Raw genomic sequence first — 16,570 nt, 5'->3', positions numbered from 1 at the left:
AGATATCAAGGGACGCAGACACTCGAGTCCACAAATCTAAGATCAAGCCCAAAATTTATCCAGCCAACTCCGGGTCCTACCCAGCGCCAGCCAGCGATTGAATTTGGCCCAACGAAAGTAAGAAACATCCAGTAGGAAGCGCCATTGCTTTGCCAAATATACGTGAATTTGTTTCGACAGCCAGCTATTGCACCTGAATCTATTAACGTGGTAGCTCCCGGTGGCAATTGTGGTGGTCTGGGTGGAATGGTAGAAGGCGGAGCGAAAGCAGGAGGACCTCCTTGATTAGGTGGTTGAACGGGAGGCTGCGGGCTTGGAAATGTTGGCATGCCTGGTTGAGGGAAAAAAGGAGGAACGATTGGCGGTGGCATTGAAGGCCCTGGAATTCCAAACGGTCCAAACGCACGAGAATAAAAATCAGGAACATAAACCCACATGATGAATAACTCCTTTTACATTTCATTGTTCAAAGCATTCATGGAAACTTATATGGCAATGTATGATGCACATTAGCCTAGTGATACTAGGTTAAGTGCCCAATTTTTGGGCCGCACATATAATCGCTTGACTTGGAGCTAACTCCAGAGGTTAAACTACATACGAAGGAAACAGTACTTTATTGAAAGTGAGGAACGATCAAATGGAATATGTGAAGCTTGGAAATACCGGCCTGGATGTATCTCAGCTTTGTCTTGGCTGTATGAGCTTTGGTGAAGCAGAGCGGTGGGTTCATCCATGGTTGCTTGATGAAGAGCACAGTCGTCCTATTATAAAAAAAGCGTTAGAGCTTGGTATTAATTTTTTTGATACAGCCAATGTGTATGCAGACGGAACGAGCGAGGAAATTGTTGGACGGGCTCTGAAGGATTATGCGAATCGTGATGAAATTGTGCTGGCTACTAAGGTACATTTCCGTATGCATCAAGGACCGAACGGTGCAGGTCTTTCTCGGAAGGCCATCATGAGTGAAATAGACAAAAGCCTTAAGCGATTGGGAACCGATTATGTAGACCTTTATCAAATTCATCGCTGGGATTATAATACGCCTATAGAAGAGACGATGGAAGCTTTGCACGATGTGGTGAAAGCCGGGAAGGCAAGATATATTGGAGCTTCCGCGATGTATGCATGGCAGTTCCAGAAGGCTCTATATACCGCTGAGAAAAATGGGTGGACGAAGTTTGTGTCGATGCAAAACCATCTAAACCTCATCTATCGTGAAGAGGAAAGGGAAATGCTGCCTCTTTGCAAGGAAGAAAAAATCGGTGTCATTCCTTATAGCCCGCTGGCATCGGGAAGATTAACACGTGATTGGTCGGAGAAGACCCATCGCTCCGAAACCGATCAAGTTCAAAAATCGAAATACGATGCGACAGCAGATACGGATCGATTGATTGTGGAGCGCGTTGCAGCCATCGCCGAAAATCGCGGTGTTCCCCGTGCTCAAATCGCGCTTGCTTGGGTGGCGCAGAAAGAACAAGTCACGGGTCCGATTGTTGGCGCTTCGAAAATATCTCATCTTGAGGATGCGGCAGCTTCTCTATCCATTAAATTGACACCTGAAGAAATTGCGTCGCTGGAAGAGCCATACGTTCCTCATCCGGTCATTGGTGCCGTTTAATATGAATATAGGACAAGAACGCTAGGCCATTTCCATAGGCGTTCTTTATTTTAAATGAGGAGGTGAAATCGCCATGTTTATACAAGAAGTAAGCGAAAAATTTGAGCTGTCACAGGATACGCTTCGCTATTACGAACGAATTGGGCTTATTCCACGAGTGAATCGCAATAAAAGCGGACTTAGAGACTATACCGAAGAAGATTGCCGGTGGGTTGAATTTGTCAAGTGTATGCGGGGCGCTGGTCTTCCAGTTGAGGTCCTTATTGAATATTTGGGGCTGTTTCAACAGGGGGATGAAACGCAAGAGACCAGAAAAGAGCTCCTGATCGATCAGCGCAAGCTGCTTAGAGCACGAATGGAAGAAATGAAGAGGGTGCTTGAACGCATGGATGACAAAATTGAAAGATATGAGCAGACGATCGTGAAGAAGGAAAAAACACTAAGCAGAGCTCAAAACTAAGAGTTAAATTGTAGTTCATTGTACTGACGAAGGTCGATCATTTGTTAAGCTAGTGGAAGTATAACCATACGTATCGTAAGCTTAGGTCAACTAGGGATTACTGGTTGGCCTTTTTTTTGCGCTCATATCGCTGCAGCTGCAATCTACTCCTGGCTGTGTGCTGACGCAATCTGAACTAATTGGCGTATATGATCATCCTTCAACGAATAAAACACAAGCTTTCCTTCCTTCCGATAGTTGGCTAATCCAAGTTGTTTTAACGTTCGCAGATGATGCGAGGTGGTTGCGAGCGAGGAGTTTGTAATATTTGCCACGTCACACACACATAGTTCGTCCTCTTCGCATAAAGCAATTGCGACCTTTAGCCTTGTCTCATCGGCAAGTGCTTTAAACAGCTTGGCCATGCTTTCAATGTTTTGCTGCTCTAGAGCATGCTGCACCTTGCGTACTTTCGGCTCGTCATAACAATATATTTCACAGCTATCTTTCATAATGCACCCGCATCCTTATTCACATTAATGATTGATTGTTATCAGCTTAGCATATTATAATTATACAATCAAATATATGTTTGATTGATGGTTTTAAGTGTGAAAGAGCGGAGCTCAAGCTAGTTGATGGAAGGATGATACATATGTATGATGTGTTGGTTATAGGGGCAGGACAAGCGGGGCTAGCTGCAGGATATTATCTGAAAAAGAGTGGCTTAAGCTTTATCATTTTGGAAGCAGCAGCATCAATAGGGGATTCTTGGCGGCGGCGCTATGACTCGCTGCATCTCTTTACACCACGCATGTATGATGGATTGCCTGGCATGCCATTAGAAGGAACTCAGAATGGTCTGCCGAGTAAAGATGAGATTGCAGACTATCTTGAAGCATATGCGAAAAATATGGCGTTTCCGATCAAGCTGAATTGTCTTGTTAAACGACTTTGGAAAGACGGCCATTTTAAAGCAGAAACAGCAGATGGAATTATTGAGGCTCGCAGCATTATCGTGGGAACAGGTCCATTCCAAGTGAAAAATGTTCCATCCTTTTCCAAAACATTATCAGAGAATGTAATCCAGCTGCACTCCTCAGAATACTTAAATCCAGAACAACTAAGCCCCGGAAACACGATCGTTGTGGGAGGCGGAAATTCAGGTGCCCAAATAGCAGTGGAGTTAGCTCAGGATCAGGATAAACCCAGATCGGTTTATATATCCGTAGCTCGTAATATTTCGTTCAAGCCTTTATATATTATAAGTCGCAGCATTTTCTGGTACTTTGAAAAACTCGGATTTCTTCGTGCAAGTACGCAAAGCTCGATTGGGAAATGGTTGCAAAACCAGCCAGAGCAAGTATATGGATTCGAACTGAAGCAGCTGATGAAAGAGGGGAAAGTAAAGGTCTTTTCTCGCGTAATGAATGCGATTGGCGACCGTGTTATCTGTGAGGATGGAAACGAAATAGAGGTTAAAAATGTCATTTGGGCTACTGGTTTCAAGCGCGATGACCATTGGATTGACATTCAGAATGCATTTGATTCATATGGTCAGATTAAGCATAATGAAGGTGTATCCCCGGTTTCGGGATTGTATTTCGTCGGTTTGCCATGGCAAAGCTCCAGAGGGTCGGCACTATTGGGTTGGGTAAAATATGACGCTCAAAAAATAGTAGATCATCTAGCTCTGACTAATAATTAAAGCTTGTTTAATAAAATAGCGGCGGCTGAGGACTAAATTTCCTGTCCTTGGCCGCCGCTATTTCTATTAATGCCGCCTGACCGCTTAACCGAGCTGCTTGACGGAGCTTCTTACAATGAGCTCCGCAGGCAGCACGACTTTCCTCCACGGCCCGGAGGCGCTGCCATTCTGGATACGGTCTATGAGCATTTGCATGCCGAGATAACCGAACTGGTAGGCTTGCTGGGCGACAACGGTCACAAACGGATTAATTTCCGCATAAGGGCCGAAATCGTCAAAGCATACGATAGAAATATCGTCTGGTATACGCAGGCCGCGCTGCTGGAGCAGGCGAATCAGCTCTATGGCAATGACGTTGTTTCCAGCAATGATTGCGGTCGGAAGAGGGTTTATGCTGTCGATCCAGGCATTCATGGCAGACAGATCATTTTGCGGGCCGAAGCTGGTCTCGAATAAATAATCAGGCTCATATGCCAGCCCATTGAGCTGAAGCGCCTCCCTGTAGCCTTGCAAGCGAAGGCGGGCGCTGGAGCTCGACTGCGAGCCGTTGACCATCATAATTCGCGTATGCCCCCGCTCCACAAGATGATCCACAAGCTGGCGGGCGCCTTCCTTGCTGTCCCCAAGAACGATATCGCATTCAACCCCTGGCACTTCGCGGTCAATAAGCACGAATGGGGTCTGATGCTGAAGCAGCGACTCCAGATTGGGCAGGGAAGGGTCGCCAGTTGGCGCCATCATCACGCCGTCGACCCGCGTCGTTAGAATCGTATGGATATAATCCGATTCCTTCTCTAAATTTTCATCGCTGTTGCCGAACAGCAGCTTGTAGCCATTTTTCGTAGCGGCATCCTCTGCTCCCCGTGACAGCGTCGTATAAAACGGATTCGTAATATCGGCAATAAGCAAAAACAGCAGGCGGGTATGCTGGAGCACCAGACTTCTCGCCATCTGGTTCGGCACATAGTGCATGTCCTCCATCACTTTCTTGACCTTTGCCCGCGTCTTGTCGCTTATTCGGCCTGTGTTATTGATCACTCGCGATACGGTCATCGCCGAAACCCCGGATCGCTGAGCGATATCGTAAATCGTAACCATGCGGCTTGCTCCTTATCTATTCATCCCAATCGTTTTGTATTCTACCATCTTACAAAAGAGAGCCATTGACAGCAACCCTCAAGCTTGATAAATTAGAGTTACCGATAACTCAACACTAACTCAAGCAGCTGGTTATGCACTTATATTTCATCGCGAAACGGAAGCTTTGCCGCCAGAGGACGGCAAAAGCCGTTTACGCTTGTATTGGAGGGATAATAGTGACACAAGAAAAGCATCGTTTTGAAAGCGGTTTCCCTAAAATAGGTATTCGTCCTACGATCGATGGACGCCGTAAGGGTGTTCGCGAATCGCTCGAAGAGCAGACGATGAATATGGCAAAATCGGTAGCGGCGCTCATCGGCGAGCATTTGCGTTATCCGAACGGCGAGCCGGTTGAATGCGTCATTGCGGACAGCTGCATCGGCGGTGTAGCGGAAGCGGCAGCTTGCGCGGACAAATTTGCCCGCGAGCGCGTAGGCGTATCTATCACCGTAACGCCATGCTGGTGTTATGGCACCGAGACGATGGATATGGACCCGTCCATTCCGAAAGCGGTATGGGGCTTTAACGGCACAGAGCGTCCAGGCGCCGTATATTTGGCCGCTGTACTATCCGGCTATGCGCAGAAGGGCCTTCCGGCCTTCGGCATTTATGGCGAGGAAGTACAGGATTCTGGCGACACGAGCATCCCTGAGGATGTGAAGGGCAAGCTGCTGGGCTTCGCGAAAGCGGGTCTTGTTGTAGCTTATATGCGCGGCAAAGCTTATTTGTCGATGGGCTCCGTATCCATGGGAATCGCGGGCTCGATCGTAAGCGATGCTTTTTTCCAGGAATATTTGGGCATGCGTACCGAGTATGTGGATATGTCGGAATTCGTCCGCCGCTTCGAAGAGGAAATTTATGATGGTGAAGAATTTGCTCGTGCGCTCGCATGGGTGAAGGAAAACTGTCCAGAGGGAGCAGACAACAATCCAGCGCAAATCCAGACCTCCAGAGAGCAGAAGGATAAGGATTGGGAAACCGTTGTGAAAATGACGATGATAGCCCGCGACCTGATGGTCGGCAATCCGCGTCTTGCGGAGCTTGGCTTCGGGGAAGAGGCGATGGGCCACAATGCGATTGTTTCCGGCTTCCAGGGGCAGCGCCAATGGACGGATCATTTTCCAAACGGCGATTTCATGGAAACACTGCTTAACTCCTCGTTCGACTGGAACGGCATCCGCGCACCTTACACGGTAGCAACGGAAAATGACAGCTTGAACGGCGTTGCGATGCTGTTCGGCAATTTGCTGACGAATACGGCGCAAATTTTCGCCGATGTGCGGACGTATTGGAGTCCTGATTCGGTAGAACGCGTAACGGGCCATAAGCTGGAAGGCCATGCAGCGGGCGGCATTTTGCACCTAATCAACTCCGGTTCGGCGACGCTTGACGGCACAGGCGAGCAGCAGCTGGATGGTAAGCCTGCGCTTAAGCCGCATTGGGAAATTTCTGAGCAGGAGGCGGCGGATTGCCTGAAAGCAACATCGTGGCGTCCGGCATCGGTCGAGTATTTCCGCGGCGGCGGCTATTCCTCCGACTATTTGACCCGCGGCGGCATGCCGATGACGATGTCCCGAATCAATTTGGTTAAGGGCATTGGTCCCGTTCTGCAAATTGCCGAAGGTTATTCGGTTGATCTGCCAGAAGGCGTTCATGATGTGCTCGACAAACGGACAGATCCGACTTGGCCGACGACATGGTTCGCTCCGATTTTGACAGGCAGCGGTGCATTCCGCAGCGTTTATGAAGTGATGGACCAATGGGGCGCAAATCATGGCTCTATCAGCTACGGGCATATTGGCGCAGATTTAATTACGCTTGCTTCGATGCTGCGTATTCCAGTCAATATGCACAATGTGTCAGAGGAGAAGCTGTTCCGTCCACGCGCTTGGGGCTTGTTCGGCACGAGTAATGCGGAAAGCGCAGATTACCGCGCTTGCGACAACTTCGGGCCATTGTATAAATAACAAGGTGAAACGGTTGCCCTCCGTCCTCTGGCGGCGCGGTGCGTTTCAGTCCGAGAAATATAAGCCTATTTATACGTGAAAAACTTATAAATTCTTATATTTTGAATAATTGAATGAGTCATCTATAAGCTGCCGTTCCGATCATTTGGGGCGGCAGCTTCATGGGTTCAATCAGATAGAGGAGGAAGAGAGAAATGGGCAGCATGGAAATGAGAGAGGAACTATGCAAATATGCAAAAAAGACGGTCGCGAACCGTCTGGTGGTTGGTCCAGGTGGCAACATTAGCGCGAAGCATGAGGGCAAAATGTATCTTTCTCCGAGCGGCTTTGCACTGGATGAAATTGAGCCGGAGCAGTGGGTAGAGGTCGATATTGAGACTGGAGCCGTAACGGATACGGGCTTCCGGCCATCGTCCGAGGTGCTGATGCATCTGTATGCTTACCGTGCGAACCCGAATATTGGAGCCATCGTGCATACGCACCCGCCTTATTGCATCGCCTTTACACTTGTGGAGCAGGAGCTGCCCATTATGTTCCCCGATCAGGCAGCGCTAGTAGGCAAGACGGTATATATTCCGTATGTTCTGCCTACTACAGATAAGCTCGCTGATGCGCTAGTGGAGAAAGTGAATGCTGCGAGCTCGATTTTGCTAGGCAATCATGGACTGGTAACGACAGGACGAAACCTGCGTGAAGCCTACTACCGCACGGAGGTTGTAGAGGAAAGCGCAAAAATTTTCCTGATCGCCAAAGCCATCAAAGAGCCAAAAGTGCTGACGACGGAAGAATTTGAAGAAATCGCATCGCTGGAGAGCGAGGCATACCGCATTCAGCTGCTGCAAAAAATGCAGTAGTTTGCGTTGAATCCGCTAGGAAGAGGAGGAGTGCAGGGGATGGCAAATGCAGCGAAAACGGCGGCGACCGTGCTTGCCTTTGATCTGGGCGCAAGCAGCGGCAGGGCGCTAATCGGCAAGCTTGCTGTGCATGCAGAGGGCAAGCGCAAGCTAGAGGTGACCGAGCTTCATCGTTTTCCCAACTATGCGGTACAAGTAGGACAGCATTTGCACTGGGATATTTTGCGACTGCTGCAGGAGATGAAGACTGCCATTCGCAAGGCATTCCGGCAGGGCTATCAGCCGGCCACCTTTGGCGTAGATACATGGGGAGTGGACTTTGGCCTGCTGGATTCACAAGGTGAGCTGCTGGGCAATCCGTATCATTACCGCGACCCGCAGACGGAAGGCTTGATCGAAGAGGTAGAGCAGCTGCTGAGCCGAGAGGAGCAGTATCAGCAGGGTGGACTCCAGTTCATGCCCTTTAATACAATTTATCAGCTGTATGCGATGAGCAAGGCAGGCTCGCCCAAGCTGGCGGCCGCCGAGACGCTGCTGCTGACACCGGATTTGCTCGTTTATTTTTTGACAGGCAAGAAGGTATGTGAATTTACGATGGCGACTACGACGCAGCTGTTTCATCCCGAGCGGCAGCAGTGGAATGAGCCGCTTATGCAGCAGCTCGGCATTCCAGCGAAGCTGTTTCTTGCGCCGATTCATCCGGGACAGCGCATTGGGCCGCTTACAGCGGAAGTATGCGAGGAGCTGGCTGTACCGCCGATTGAAGCGATTGCCGTAGGCACGCATGATACGGAATCAGCGGTTGCTGCTGTGCCAGCGGCAGGCGGGAAAGCTTTTGCCTATTTGGTATGCGGCACGTGGTCGCTGCTCGGCACCGAGCTTGCGAGTCCGATGCTGACGCCAGAGGCGCTGGCGCTCGATTTTTCCAATGAAGGCGGAGTCGGCGGGACCTATCAGCTGCTCAAAAATATTATGGGCTTGTGGATTTTGCAGGAATGCCACCGCGAATGGCAGTCGCAAGGAGAAGAGCTGTCATTCGCCCAGCTTGCGGCCGAAGCGGAGCAGGCGGAACCATTCCGCAGCCTGATCCATCCGGATGATCTGCGGTTTTACAGCCCTTCGGGCATGATTCGAAATGTGCAGCAGTATTGCGAGGAGACGGGGCAGCTTGTGCCGCAGTCGCGGGGAGAAATAGCGAGATGCATTCTTGAAAGTCTGGCGCTGAAATACCGTTACGCGCTGGAGCAAATGGAGCAGCTAACCGGAGAGGCCTATTCCGGTCTGCACATGGTTGGCGGCGGCATACAGAACAAGCTGCTCTGCCGCTTTACGGCGAATGCGATTGGCCGCTTGGTATGGGCAGGGCCGGTCGAAGCGAGCGCAATCGGCAATATGCTCGTCCAGCTCATTGCCCAAGGGGAATGTGCGAATTTGCAGGAGGCACGGCAGCTATCGGCGGCATCGTTTGAGATGGATGCCTATGAGCCGGCGCCAGCGGAGCAGCAAGTATGGGAGCAGGCTTACGAGGCTTATCTGCGGTTAGTCGCTTTGCAGGTGAAGTCTTAATTTCAATCATACTAAGGGAGTGTTTAAGGTGCTGCATGGGATATCCAAATTAATTTCACCAGAGCTTCTGAAAATATTAATGGAAATGGGCCACAGCGATGAAATCGTGCTGGCCGACGGCAATTTCCCAGTCATGAGCCACGCGCAGCGAGTTGTCCGGGCGGACGGGCACGGCATTCCGGAGCTGCTGGAAGCGATATTGCCGCTGTTTCCCTTGGACCAATATGTGGAGCGGCCAGCGGCGCTCATGCAGGTTGTTCCTGGCGATACGGTGCAGACGCCAATTTGGGAGCAGTATCAGCTCATTATAGAGCAGCATACGCCAGTACGCGAGAAGCCTGAGGAAGTGGAGCGCTTCGCTTTCTATGAGCGGGCGAAGAAGGCTTACGCCATTGTGGCAACTGGCGAGCAGGCGCTGTATGCGAATATTATTTTGAAAAAAGGCGTTATTAAATAGCCTATTCAGACGTCAAAACGGCACGGGAATGTTTCGTTACATTCTGTGCCGTTTTTTTGTTTACATATATTATGGTGAAGCGTACCATAAGTTGGGGCAAGTTTTTTAATTAACTTTCTTGAGTCAGCATGATTGAAGGGCAGGGGGCGAAATTTTGATCGGAGAGAAGAAGGTTAAGCGGATTGAAAGTGTTCGTGGTCTTGTTCAAGAAATGCTCTTACATACAGGGGAGATCGGCTATAAAAATAAAACCGAAGTACATCTTTATGGGGTATCAAATTTCGCTTCGATGCTTGCTATGAGAAGAGGACAAGATCCGGAAATTGCCGGGATCGCCGGGTTGCTTCACAGTTATTATTTCTATAGAACGGGTATTAAAGACTTTCCTGGTCCAAACAGTGCAGATGCGGTAAGATCTATACTGCGCAGTACGCAGCTCTTTTCTGACGAAGAGCAGCATGTCATTCTTCGAGCGATCTTTTATCAAGAAGCTATACATCGAACGCAGGACCCCTACGAGGAAATCATTAAAGATGCTATTTTATTGGAGATGTATTTTCAGAATACAGGTAACTATTCATCCAAGGCGGTTATACATAGACTGCAAAATGTGTTTATTGAATTTGGGATTAATGATGAGTATGCAGGGACGGAATTTAACGTCGACACGGAAACGATGGAGAGTTCTGCGGATGACAGACGTCTTAGGCTGGCAGATTTTTCAGAAATTTTTGCAGGGAAAAATATTATTGGCATCCCGGAAGATGAACGCTACCAGGAAATTTGCAAGTATTGGCCGGACACTGATATCTATAAAGTGCTGGAAGGGAATTGGTGCGCGGCATTCGTTTACTACTGCTGTATGGAGGTGGGCATAAGATTGCCCATTCGCTATCCGAATCGCATGTATCGATTAGCTGGGGTTGGCGCATGGCTGGATTGGGCCCAACTGCCTGAAACGGGGTTTTTCTATCGAGATAAACAAGATGGATTTACACCAAAGCGTGGGGATATCGTTATTTACGAGAAGCTTTTGACTGATCACTCTCACGATCATATCGGAATTGTTATAGCTTGTGAGGACAACAAAATTAAGGTTGCAGAAGGTAACCTAGACAATAAAAACTGCTCTGGTGTTTTATACAGGGATAGAGACCATTGTATTTTCGGATATATCCGTATAGACAACGGTTATTTTTTTAATTTCGATGGGGAATATAAGCCTATCCGTTAATTTAAAACGCAGGGTCATTTTGTTGCTCAACAGATAGTTAAATTCAATATTCCAAATAAAGAGCCATCCCGCAAAGGATGGCTCTAAAACTTGAAGTTACAGACAGCGTGGAGAACCGTATCACAGAGAAGTCAGGTCGCTGGTAAAGGACGTAATATTACATAATGGGGCGTACTTCGCTCATTTCCTGCAATAAATATCATTTCGAGTGGGCCAAACTTATCAGTGGCTGAGTAATGGTGCTAGTCACATTGTCGAAGGCTGCCAACCAATTGGCTGTGATGATGCTTCCGATGTAACCGTCTGGTCGGATTAGCATTAACGTATCGCCAGTAATGCCGTACATGCTGGTCAGCTTGCCGGCAATATCATTGAGGCAATTGGGATCGACTCCGTGCCCAGTATTGACGGCGTAACGGTGCAAATCGGCGCCGCCGTTCGGCCAGCTCAACTCGGGGAGTACTTTGGCGGCGTTCGCTCCGAAGGCCAGTATGGTGAAGTGCGGTCCCTGGAAGACGTCGAACAGACGCCGTATCCCGCCTGGTCCGTTGCAGGGCGCGTCCGGTGCCCGATCACCCACATGCAGGTTTTTGGTGGCTGGCGCGTCGGCAGGGGCGAGCGGCCCGCGATGGTACGAAAGTCCGAGCTGCCGCTCCTCGTCTCCGCGCTTAAGGGTCGAGAGACGTTGCTGGTCAAGACGGGAGTACAGCTCACTGGACTTGCCGAGGACGCGTGCAGCAACTGGCTGCCGTTCGGTCTCGTAGCTATCGAGGAGGCTGTCGGGAGCACCAGCGATGACCTGAGCGAGTTTCCAGCCAAGATTGTAGGCGTCCTGCACACCTGTGTTGAGGCCCTGCGCACCAGCTGGGGTGTGGACGTGGGCAGCATCGCCTGCGAGAAAGACGTTGCCCGCCCGGTAGTGCTCGGCGAGCCGGACGTTGGGCCGGAACACCGAGGTCCAGGTGATGCTGTGGAGCCGGAAACCGGTGAGCTTATGGAACTGGGCGGCTAGAGCAGCTTCGTCGAGGTCAGGCGTCTCGTCTGGTGTCAGCCGGATCATGACCTGAAACTGGTCAGAGTGGGGCAATGGGCATGCTCCGACAAACTTGCCGTGCGTTCGTGGCCACATATGCCACCGATTGCGTGACAGTCCGTCGATTGTACAGTCGATGATGAGCGTACGGTCGGAGTCGGCGGTATCTCCGATGAATCGAATACCAGAGGCCTTGCGGACCGAGCTCGAGCCGCCGTCGGCCCCGACCAGATACCTGCTGCGGACCTTCTCCCCCGTTGAGAGAGTCGTCGTCACCCCATCGGCATCCTGTTCGAAACCCACCACCGCTGTGTCAAACTCGATTCCTAGCCCGAGGCGATCGAGCAGACGGTGCAGGATGGCATCGGTGCGATGCTGCTGCAGCAGCAGGATGTTCGGATACGGCACGTTAGGCGTTGGCTTGTTCCGCTGCTGCATCCGCCAAGGCACAGTGATTGGTCCGAAATGGAGTCCCGCGAGCGGGTATGGGCCGCCCTCCACGAGAGCCTCGCCCAGAATACCGAGGTCTTCAAACACCTCGAGGGTTCGCGGCTGGACCCCCTTTGCACGAGAGCCCTTGAAGGCATGCGGTGCTTTATCTACCAGTCGGACACGAAGGCCGCGCCGCAGAAGGTCTGCTGCTAGCGTGGAGCCGGTTGGTCCGGCTCCGGCGATGAGTACGTCAACGTTCATTTATATTCCTCCACTATCATTTTGGTTTCCATGAAACAATAATAGATGCCACTCCTTCCTTTGTCAATATTGTTTCCAGGAAACTTTAATTTTGTGCTGCCCACTGTTATACTGGTATTAGGCTAATCATCGGAGGAGAAATGAATGATCAACCATAAGGAAGTACAAAATAAAGATCGCTTAATCAAGGGATTGTTAGAAGTTGTGAATGACATACAGCTTAGATACCAAGCGGAAGATGATGAAGAGAAACAATGGCTGATCCAAAATAGCCCTAATCCTGCTGTTGCAGAGTTGGTAAAAGAAATGACAGTCATGATGCTGCATGTGCTGGATGCGATTGGAAAGCTTGAGCCTGTAAATGGCATAACGATTTCAAAGAAGTTCGGCTATTCCAAAGGGAGTATCTCTAAAATTACGAGAAAACTGGCGGATAAACAAATCATCCTTTTTGAATACCTTCCGGATAACAAAAAAGAAATTCTGTTCCGTACCACATCACTGGGCAAAGAGATTTTTCGTCTGCATGAAGCCCTGCATCATCAAATTAATATCGGAGTCAATCGTTTCCTGCAACGGTATAACGAAGCTGAATTAAGCTTTCTCGTCAATGCCCTTAGCGAAACGTTGCATACATCATGGGTATATTCGGAGACAAAAGGGGAGTCAATTGCACCGAGTCAGAGAGCTGCGCGCACAAACGAAGAGACAGACAATGACAAGTCCGTTCGTACTTTATCAGATACCGAGGAAATGAACGAAATCATGGCGATACTCCATAAGTTGGATTCCCAAAACTTAAAGAAAGCTAAAGCGATTCTTAACGATACTTTTTTAACTCCCTCGAAATGATCCAGTTTTCCTTGTTCTTTTTGACGATATTTAATATTGGAATACTGCCAAAATGAGGATGCGAAATCGTTCTGTTTCTGTCAAAATGATAGAGAGTGGACAAGTTATAATTATGAAGAGGAGACGGTCATTTCATGGTCAAATTATCAATGATACATCAGATTTCTGTAAGGGAAAAGGCAGTGGCCTTCACATTTGATGATGGTCCGAATCCGGTATATACGAGCCAATTACTTGATATTTTCCGCAGTGTGGGAGGACGAGCAACCTTTTTTATGATTGGTCAGGAGATGGAAGCGCATCCAGAAATGGCGGCCGTTGTGCATCAGGAGGGCCACGAGCTCGGGAATCATACTTATTCCCATCCAGACCTTACTGAACTGACGTTGGAGGAAGCTAGTGGGGAGCTGCAGCGAACAGATGTCCTTATGCGGAAGGTTACAGGGCAACAGGTACGTAGCTTCAGACCGCCATTCTTTGGCGTGAATGACAGCATTCTGTCTCTGGCTGCAGAGTACGGATACCGGTCAATCGGCACGGTAAATGGAGCGGCCAAGGATTGGGAAACGCCAGGCGTCGATTATATTCTGGAGCATACACGGCAGGTGGTCGCGCCCGGCAGTATCTTGCTGTTCCATGACGGGTACGGGGACCGTTCCCAAACCATTGAAGCGGTTCGGGTGCTGGTGGAAGAACTGGCTGCAGAAGGATATCGTTTTGTCACCACCAGTGAACTGCTGGATATGGCCGATCCGGATGAGAGCGGTCTGGCGATGAGCCCAGAGGAGTTAGAAGGATAAACCTGAAGCACAGGGCCTTCCGTTTTTATCGGATCATGGTATACTCCAATGACGGACACCCGCGAGGTGTCCGTTTTTCTTGCATCCACAAAACCGCGCGCGATGAATGGTCCGGCTAGGGGGCTATTTTTTTTCTCCTTCGCCCATTGACACCTAGGTAGATGTGGATTACCATTATCACAACATAATTCCAAGTTAACAAGTTGGTTAAGTTGTATTTTGCGAGGAGGCTCTCCCGGTGAATATCGAAAATATAGAAGCATTCGTCTATGTCATTTACTACGGCAGCTTTAATAAGGCTGCGGAAAGCCTTTTTCTTTCCCAGCCGTCCGTAACGGCGAGAATTCAGTCGCTGGAGCGGGAGCTTGATTGCAAGCTGTTCGACCGCATGGGCAAGCAAATTCAATTGACCGAGGAAGGCAAGCGGTTCCTGCCGTACGCCCAGCAAATTTTGCAGACGCTGGAAAAGGGTCGCAAACAGCTGCATCAGAAGCAGGAGATGCCTGCCCAGCTGAGAATTGGCTGTACCGTGTCAACGGCAAATTATTTGGTGCCGAGGCTGCTGCCAGCACTGAAGGAGAAGCATCCTGGCATTCGTTTCAAGACAGTGACCGCCAAGACGGATGATATTGTGGAAAAGGTGCTGAACAAAGAGGTCGATATCGGCTTTGTCCGTCAAACGACCCATCCCGGCTTGCGCTCGGTTAAGCTGCTGGATGACGCCATTCGGCTGCATGTGTATGAGGGCCACCCTTTTCTGAAAGAAAAGCAGATTACGCTAAGGGCGATAGGCAACCAGCCGCTGGTGTTTTTTGAATGTGGAGCGCTGGACTGGGTAAGGCTGCAGCGGGTTTTTGAATCACTTAATGAACCGCCGGAAATGTCCTGCCACACAGATAATTTGGAAACCGCGAAGAGGCTCGTGCTGCAAAAGCTGGGGATCTGCTTCCTGCCAAGTCTGTCTGCCTATGACGAGGTTCAGGCTGGCCAGCTTTTCCCGATTGCGATTCCAGAAGTGGAGGGACTGTCGCTGGATACGAACCTGATTATGCTTAACGGGGAGAGCAGTCCTTTTTTCGAAAGCTTGGTGAAGCTTGTCAAAGCATTGCCTTTCGTCAGCGGGGCATAAAAAGTAAACGTAAAACGAGGGAATTCGACACACGAACAGAGCTGCCCTGAAGCCGACCTATCGAATGTTTAGATAAGAGAATAGAAAAACCCTATTATCCGAGGCATTGACGGTTTGATGAGCGGATGATAAATTAGTGACAGAACAATTCTTACTTAATAGGTAGGAATTATAGGTTTTATAAAACGAGATGACATGGGGGAACGATTTTTATGAAAAAAAGAACTTTTTTAGCTACGCTGCTGGTATTGTCCTTTACGCTGACGGCTTGCGGAGCTGCAAATAATGGCGCGAATGAAACAGCAAACAGCGGTGCAGGGGCAAGTGCTAGCCCGGCTCAGGAAGTGAAGAAAATTATTGTCGGCACGGGTACCCAGTTCCCGAATGTATGCTTTATCGATGAGGACGGCAAGCTGACAGGCTTCGACGTTGAGCTGGTTAGAGAAATCGATAAACGCCTTCCGGAATATGAGTTTGAATTCCAAACGCAAGAATTTTCAAGCTTGCTGCTAAGCCTTGAGACGAAAAAAATCGATTTTGTCGCTCACCAAATGGAGAAAAATCCAGAGCGTGAGGCCAAATTCCTTTTTAATAAAGAGCCGTACAGCATTTTCCTTTCCAAAATCGCAGTGTACAGAGACAATACGACAATTAATTCAATCGACGATTTGACAGGCAAAAAAGTGTTCACATCGCCAACGAGCAATCAGGCCTTTTTCCTGGAGCAATACAACAAGGATCACAACAATCCGTATGAAATTGTTTACTCCAGCGGCGCTGCCAACGACCGAATTGCCTTGCTCAAAAGCGGCCGCGTAGATGCAACGCTTGCTACTGACTTCTCGCTTCCGTTCTACCCTGACACAGATGGCAATCCTGCGATGAAAACGGTAGGCGAACCGCTCATTCAATCCGACGTGCTGTTCGTGCTTCGCAAAGACAGCCAGGAGCTGGCAGACAAACTGGATGCAGCAATTAAAGAGGTTAAAGCAGACGGAACGCTGTCGAAGCTGAGCGTAGAGTGGCTTGGCGAAGACTACACAAAACCGCTTGATGAAGTTGTAAAAAAATAAATGG

15 protein-coding genes are annotated in these 16,570 nt (G+C 49.4%); 12 read left to right on the top strand and 3 right to left on the bottom strand.

What is annotated here, in order from left to right; genetic code table 11:
- Positions 1-640 precede the first annotated feature (640 nt).
- Together ACSR9A_RS25585 and ACSR9A_RS25580 are read left to right on the top strand one after the other, a co-directional pair.
- The gene (locus ACSR9A_RS25585; protein ID WP_473760624.1) at positions 641-1,621 is read left to right on the top strand and encodes an aldo/keto reductase; all 981 of its coding nucleotides are present in this window, start codon (positions 641-643) and stop codon (positions 1,619-1,621) included.
- Positions 1,622-1,694: 73 nt separating this feature from the next.
- Positions 1,695-2,081 carry a MerR family transcriptional regulator gene (locus ACSR9A_RS25580; protein WP_473760623.1) on the top strand — a complete coding sequence of 129 codons (387 nt, stop codon included), beginning with the start codon at positions 1,695-1,697 and terminating at the stop codon, positions 2,079-2,081.
- 143 nt (positions 2,082-2,224) lie between these two features.
- On the opposite strand, the gene ACSR9A_RS25575 is transcribed toward ACSR9A_RS25580, so the two are convergent.
- Positions 2,225-2,572 (bottom strand): ArsR/SmtB family transcription factor, encoded by a 348-nt coding sequence (locus ACSR9A_RS25575; RefSeq protein ID WP_473760621.1) that lies wholly within the window; start codon positions 2,570-2,572, stop codon positions 2,225-2,227.
- Between the two features lie 134 nt (positions 2,573-2,706).
- Here ACSR9A_RS25575 and ACSR9A_RS25570 point away from each other — a divergent pair, with 134 nt between their 5' ends.
- Positions 2,707-3,768: a flavin-containing monooxygenase gene (locus tag ACSR9A_RS25570; protein WP_473760619.1), complete on the top strand. Its 1,062-nt coding sequence runs from the start codon at positions 2,707-2,709 to the stop codon at positions 3,766-3,768.
- A gap of 84 nt (positions 3,769-3,852) precedes the next feature.
- Here the strand turns inward: ACSR9A_RS25570 and ACSR9A_RS25565 are convergent, their stop codons facing one another.
- Entirely contained in the window at positions 3,853-4,866 is a 1,014-nt protein-coding gene (locus tag ACSR9A_RS25565) for a LacI family DNA-binding transcriptional regulator (RefSeq protein WP_473760617.1), read from the bottom strand.
- 218 nt (positions 4,867-5,084) lie between these two features.
- Here ACSR9A_RS25565 and ACSR9A_RS25560 point away from each other — a divergent pair, with 218 nt between their 5' ends.
- The 5 genes from ACSR9A_RS25560 to ACSR9A_RS25540 all read left to right on the top strand — a co-directional run bounded on the left by ACSR9A_RS25560 (position 5,085) and on the right by ACSR9A_RS25540 (position 10,986).
- Positions 5,085-6,875, top strand: coding sequence for an L-fucose isomerase (locus ACSR9A_RS25560; protein ID WP_473760615.1), 1,791 nt, complete (start codon positions 5,085-5,087; stop codon positions 6,873-6,875).
- A gap of 194 nt (positions 6,876-7,069) precedes the next feature.
- On the top strand, positions 7,070-7,729 hold the full coding sequence (locus tag ACSR9A_RS25555; protein WP_473760614.1) for a class II aldolase/adducin family protein: 660 nt from the start codon (positions 7,070-7,072) through the stop codon (positions 7,727-7,729).
- 39 nt (positions 7,730-7,768) lie between these two features.
- Complete coding sequence (locus ACSR9A_RS25550) at positions 7,769-9,295, top strand: rhamnulokinase (protein ID WP_473760612.1); 1,527 nt, start codon at positions 7,769-7,771, stop codon at positions 9,293-9,295.
- Positions 9,296-9,323: 28 nt separating this feature from the next.
- Positions 9,324-9,752, top strand: a complete 429-nt coding sequence (gene fucU / locus ACSR9A_RS25545) for an L-fucose mutarotase (protein WP_056043218.1) — start codon at positions 9,324-9,326, stop codon at positions 9,750-9,752.
- 154 nt (positions 9,753-9,906) lie between these two features.
- Positions 9,907-10,986: a CHAP domain-containing protein gene (locus ACSR9A_RS25540; RefSeq protein WP_473760610.1), complete on the top strand. Its 1,080-nt coding sequence runs from the start codon at positions 9,907-9,909 to the stop codon at positions 10,984-10,986.
- 199 nt (positions 10,987-11,185) lie between these two features.
- Here the strand turns inward: ACSR9A_RS25540 and ACSR9A_RS25535 are convergent, their stop codons facing one another.
- On the bottom strand, positions 11,186-12,712 hold the full coding sequence (locus ACSR9A_RS25535) for an FAD-dependent monooxygenase (protein ID WP_473760608.1): 1,527 nt from the start codon (positions 12,710-12,712) through the stop codon (positions 11,186-11,188).
- Positions 12,713-12,856: 144 nt separating this feature from the next.
- Between ACSR9A_RS25535 and ACSR9A_RS25530 the strand changes: the two genes are divergently transcribed.
- From ACSR9A_RS25530 to ACSR9A_RS25515, 4 genes are all read left to right on the top strand, one after another.
- Entirely contained in the window at positions 12,857-13,564 is a 708-nt protein-coding gene (locus ACSR9A_RS25530) for a MarR family transcriptional regulator (RefSeq protein ID WP_473760606.1), read from the top strand.
- A 134-nt stretch (positions 13,565-13,698) separates the two neighbouring features.
- Entirely contained in the window at positions 13,699-14,364 is a 666-nt protein-coding gene (locus ACSR9A_RS25525; RefSeq protein WP_473760604.1) for a polysaccharide deacetylase family protein, read from the top strand.
- Positions 14,365-14,602: 238 nt separating this feature from the next.
- Positions 14,603-15,493, top strand: coding sequence for a LysR substrate-binding domain-containing protein (locus ACSR9A_RS25520; protein WP_473760601.1), 891 nt, complete (start codon positions 14,603-14,605; stop codon positions 15,491-15,493).
- A 212-nt stretch (positions 15,494-15,705) separates the two neighbouring features.
- Positions 15,706-16,566 (top strand): transporter substrate-binding domain-containing protein, encoded by an 861-nt coding sequence (locus ACSR9A_RS25515; protein ID WP_473760599.1) that lies wholly within the window; start codon positions 15,706-15,708, stop codon positions 16,564-16,566.
- The last annotated feature ends 4 nt before the right edge of the window (positions 16,567-16,570 follow it).

The sequence above is a fragment of the Paenibacillus sp. R-74696 genome, assembly GCF_055814915.1.
This window is presented reverse-complemented; position numbering and strand designations above follow the sequence as displayed.

Excerpts from the sequence above, each read along its gene's own strand:
- ACSR9A_RS25585 (WP_473760624.1), top strand. The coding sequence starts at position 641 with ATGGAATATGTGAAGCTTGGAAATACCGGCCTGGATGTATCTCAGCTT.
- ACSR9A_RS25580 (WP_473760623.1), top strand. The coding sequence starts at position 1,695 with ATGTTTATACAAGAAGTAAGCGAAAAATTTGAGCTGTCACAGGATACG.
- ACSR9A_RS25575 (WP_473760621.1), bottom strand. The coding sequence starts at position 2,572 with ATGAAAGATAGCTGTGAAATATATTGTTATGACGAGCCGAAAGTACGC.
- ACSR9A_RS25570 (WP_473760619.1), top strand. The coding sequence starts at position 2,707 with ATGATACATATGTATGATGTGTTGGTTATAGGGGCAGGACAAGCGGGG.
- ACSR9A_RS25565 (WP_473760617.1), bottom strand. The coding sequence starts at position 4,866 with ATGGTTACGATTTACGATATCGCTCAGCGATCCGGGGTTTCGGCGATG.
- ACSR9A_RS25555 (WP_473760614.1), top strand. The coding sequence starts at position 7,070 with ATGGGCAGCATGGAAATGAGAGAGGAACTATGCAAATATGCAAAAAAG.
- ACSR9A_RS25550 (WP_473760612.1), top strand. The coding sequence starts at position 7,769 with ATGGCAAATGCAGCGAAAACGGCGGCGACCGTGCTTGCCTTTGATCTG.
- ACSR9A_RS25535 (WP_473760608.1), bottom strand. The coding sequence starts at position 12,712 with ATGAACGTTGACGTACTCATCGCCGGAGCCGGACCAACCGGCTCCACG.
- ACSR9A_RS25530 (WP_473760606.1), top strand. The coding sequence starts at position 12,857 with ATGATCAACCATAAGGAAGTACAAAATAAAGATCGCTTAATCAAGGGA.
- ACSR9A_RS25525 (WP_473760604.1), top strand. The coding sequence starts at position 13,699 with ATGGTCAAATTATCAATGATACATCAGATTTCTGTAAGGGAAAAGGCA.
- ACSR9A_RS25515 (WP_473760599.1), top strand. The coding sequence starts at position 15,706 with ATGAAAAAAAGAACTTTTTTAGCTACGCTGCTGGTATTGTCCTTTACG.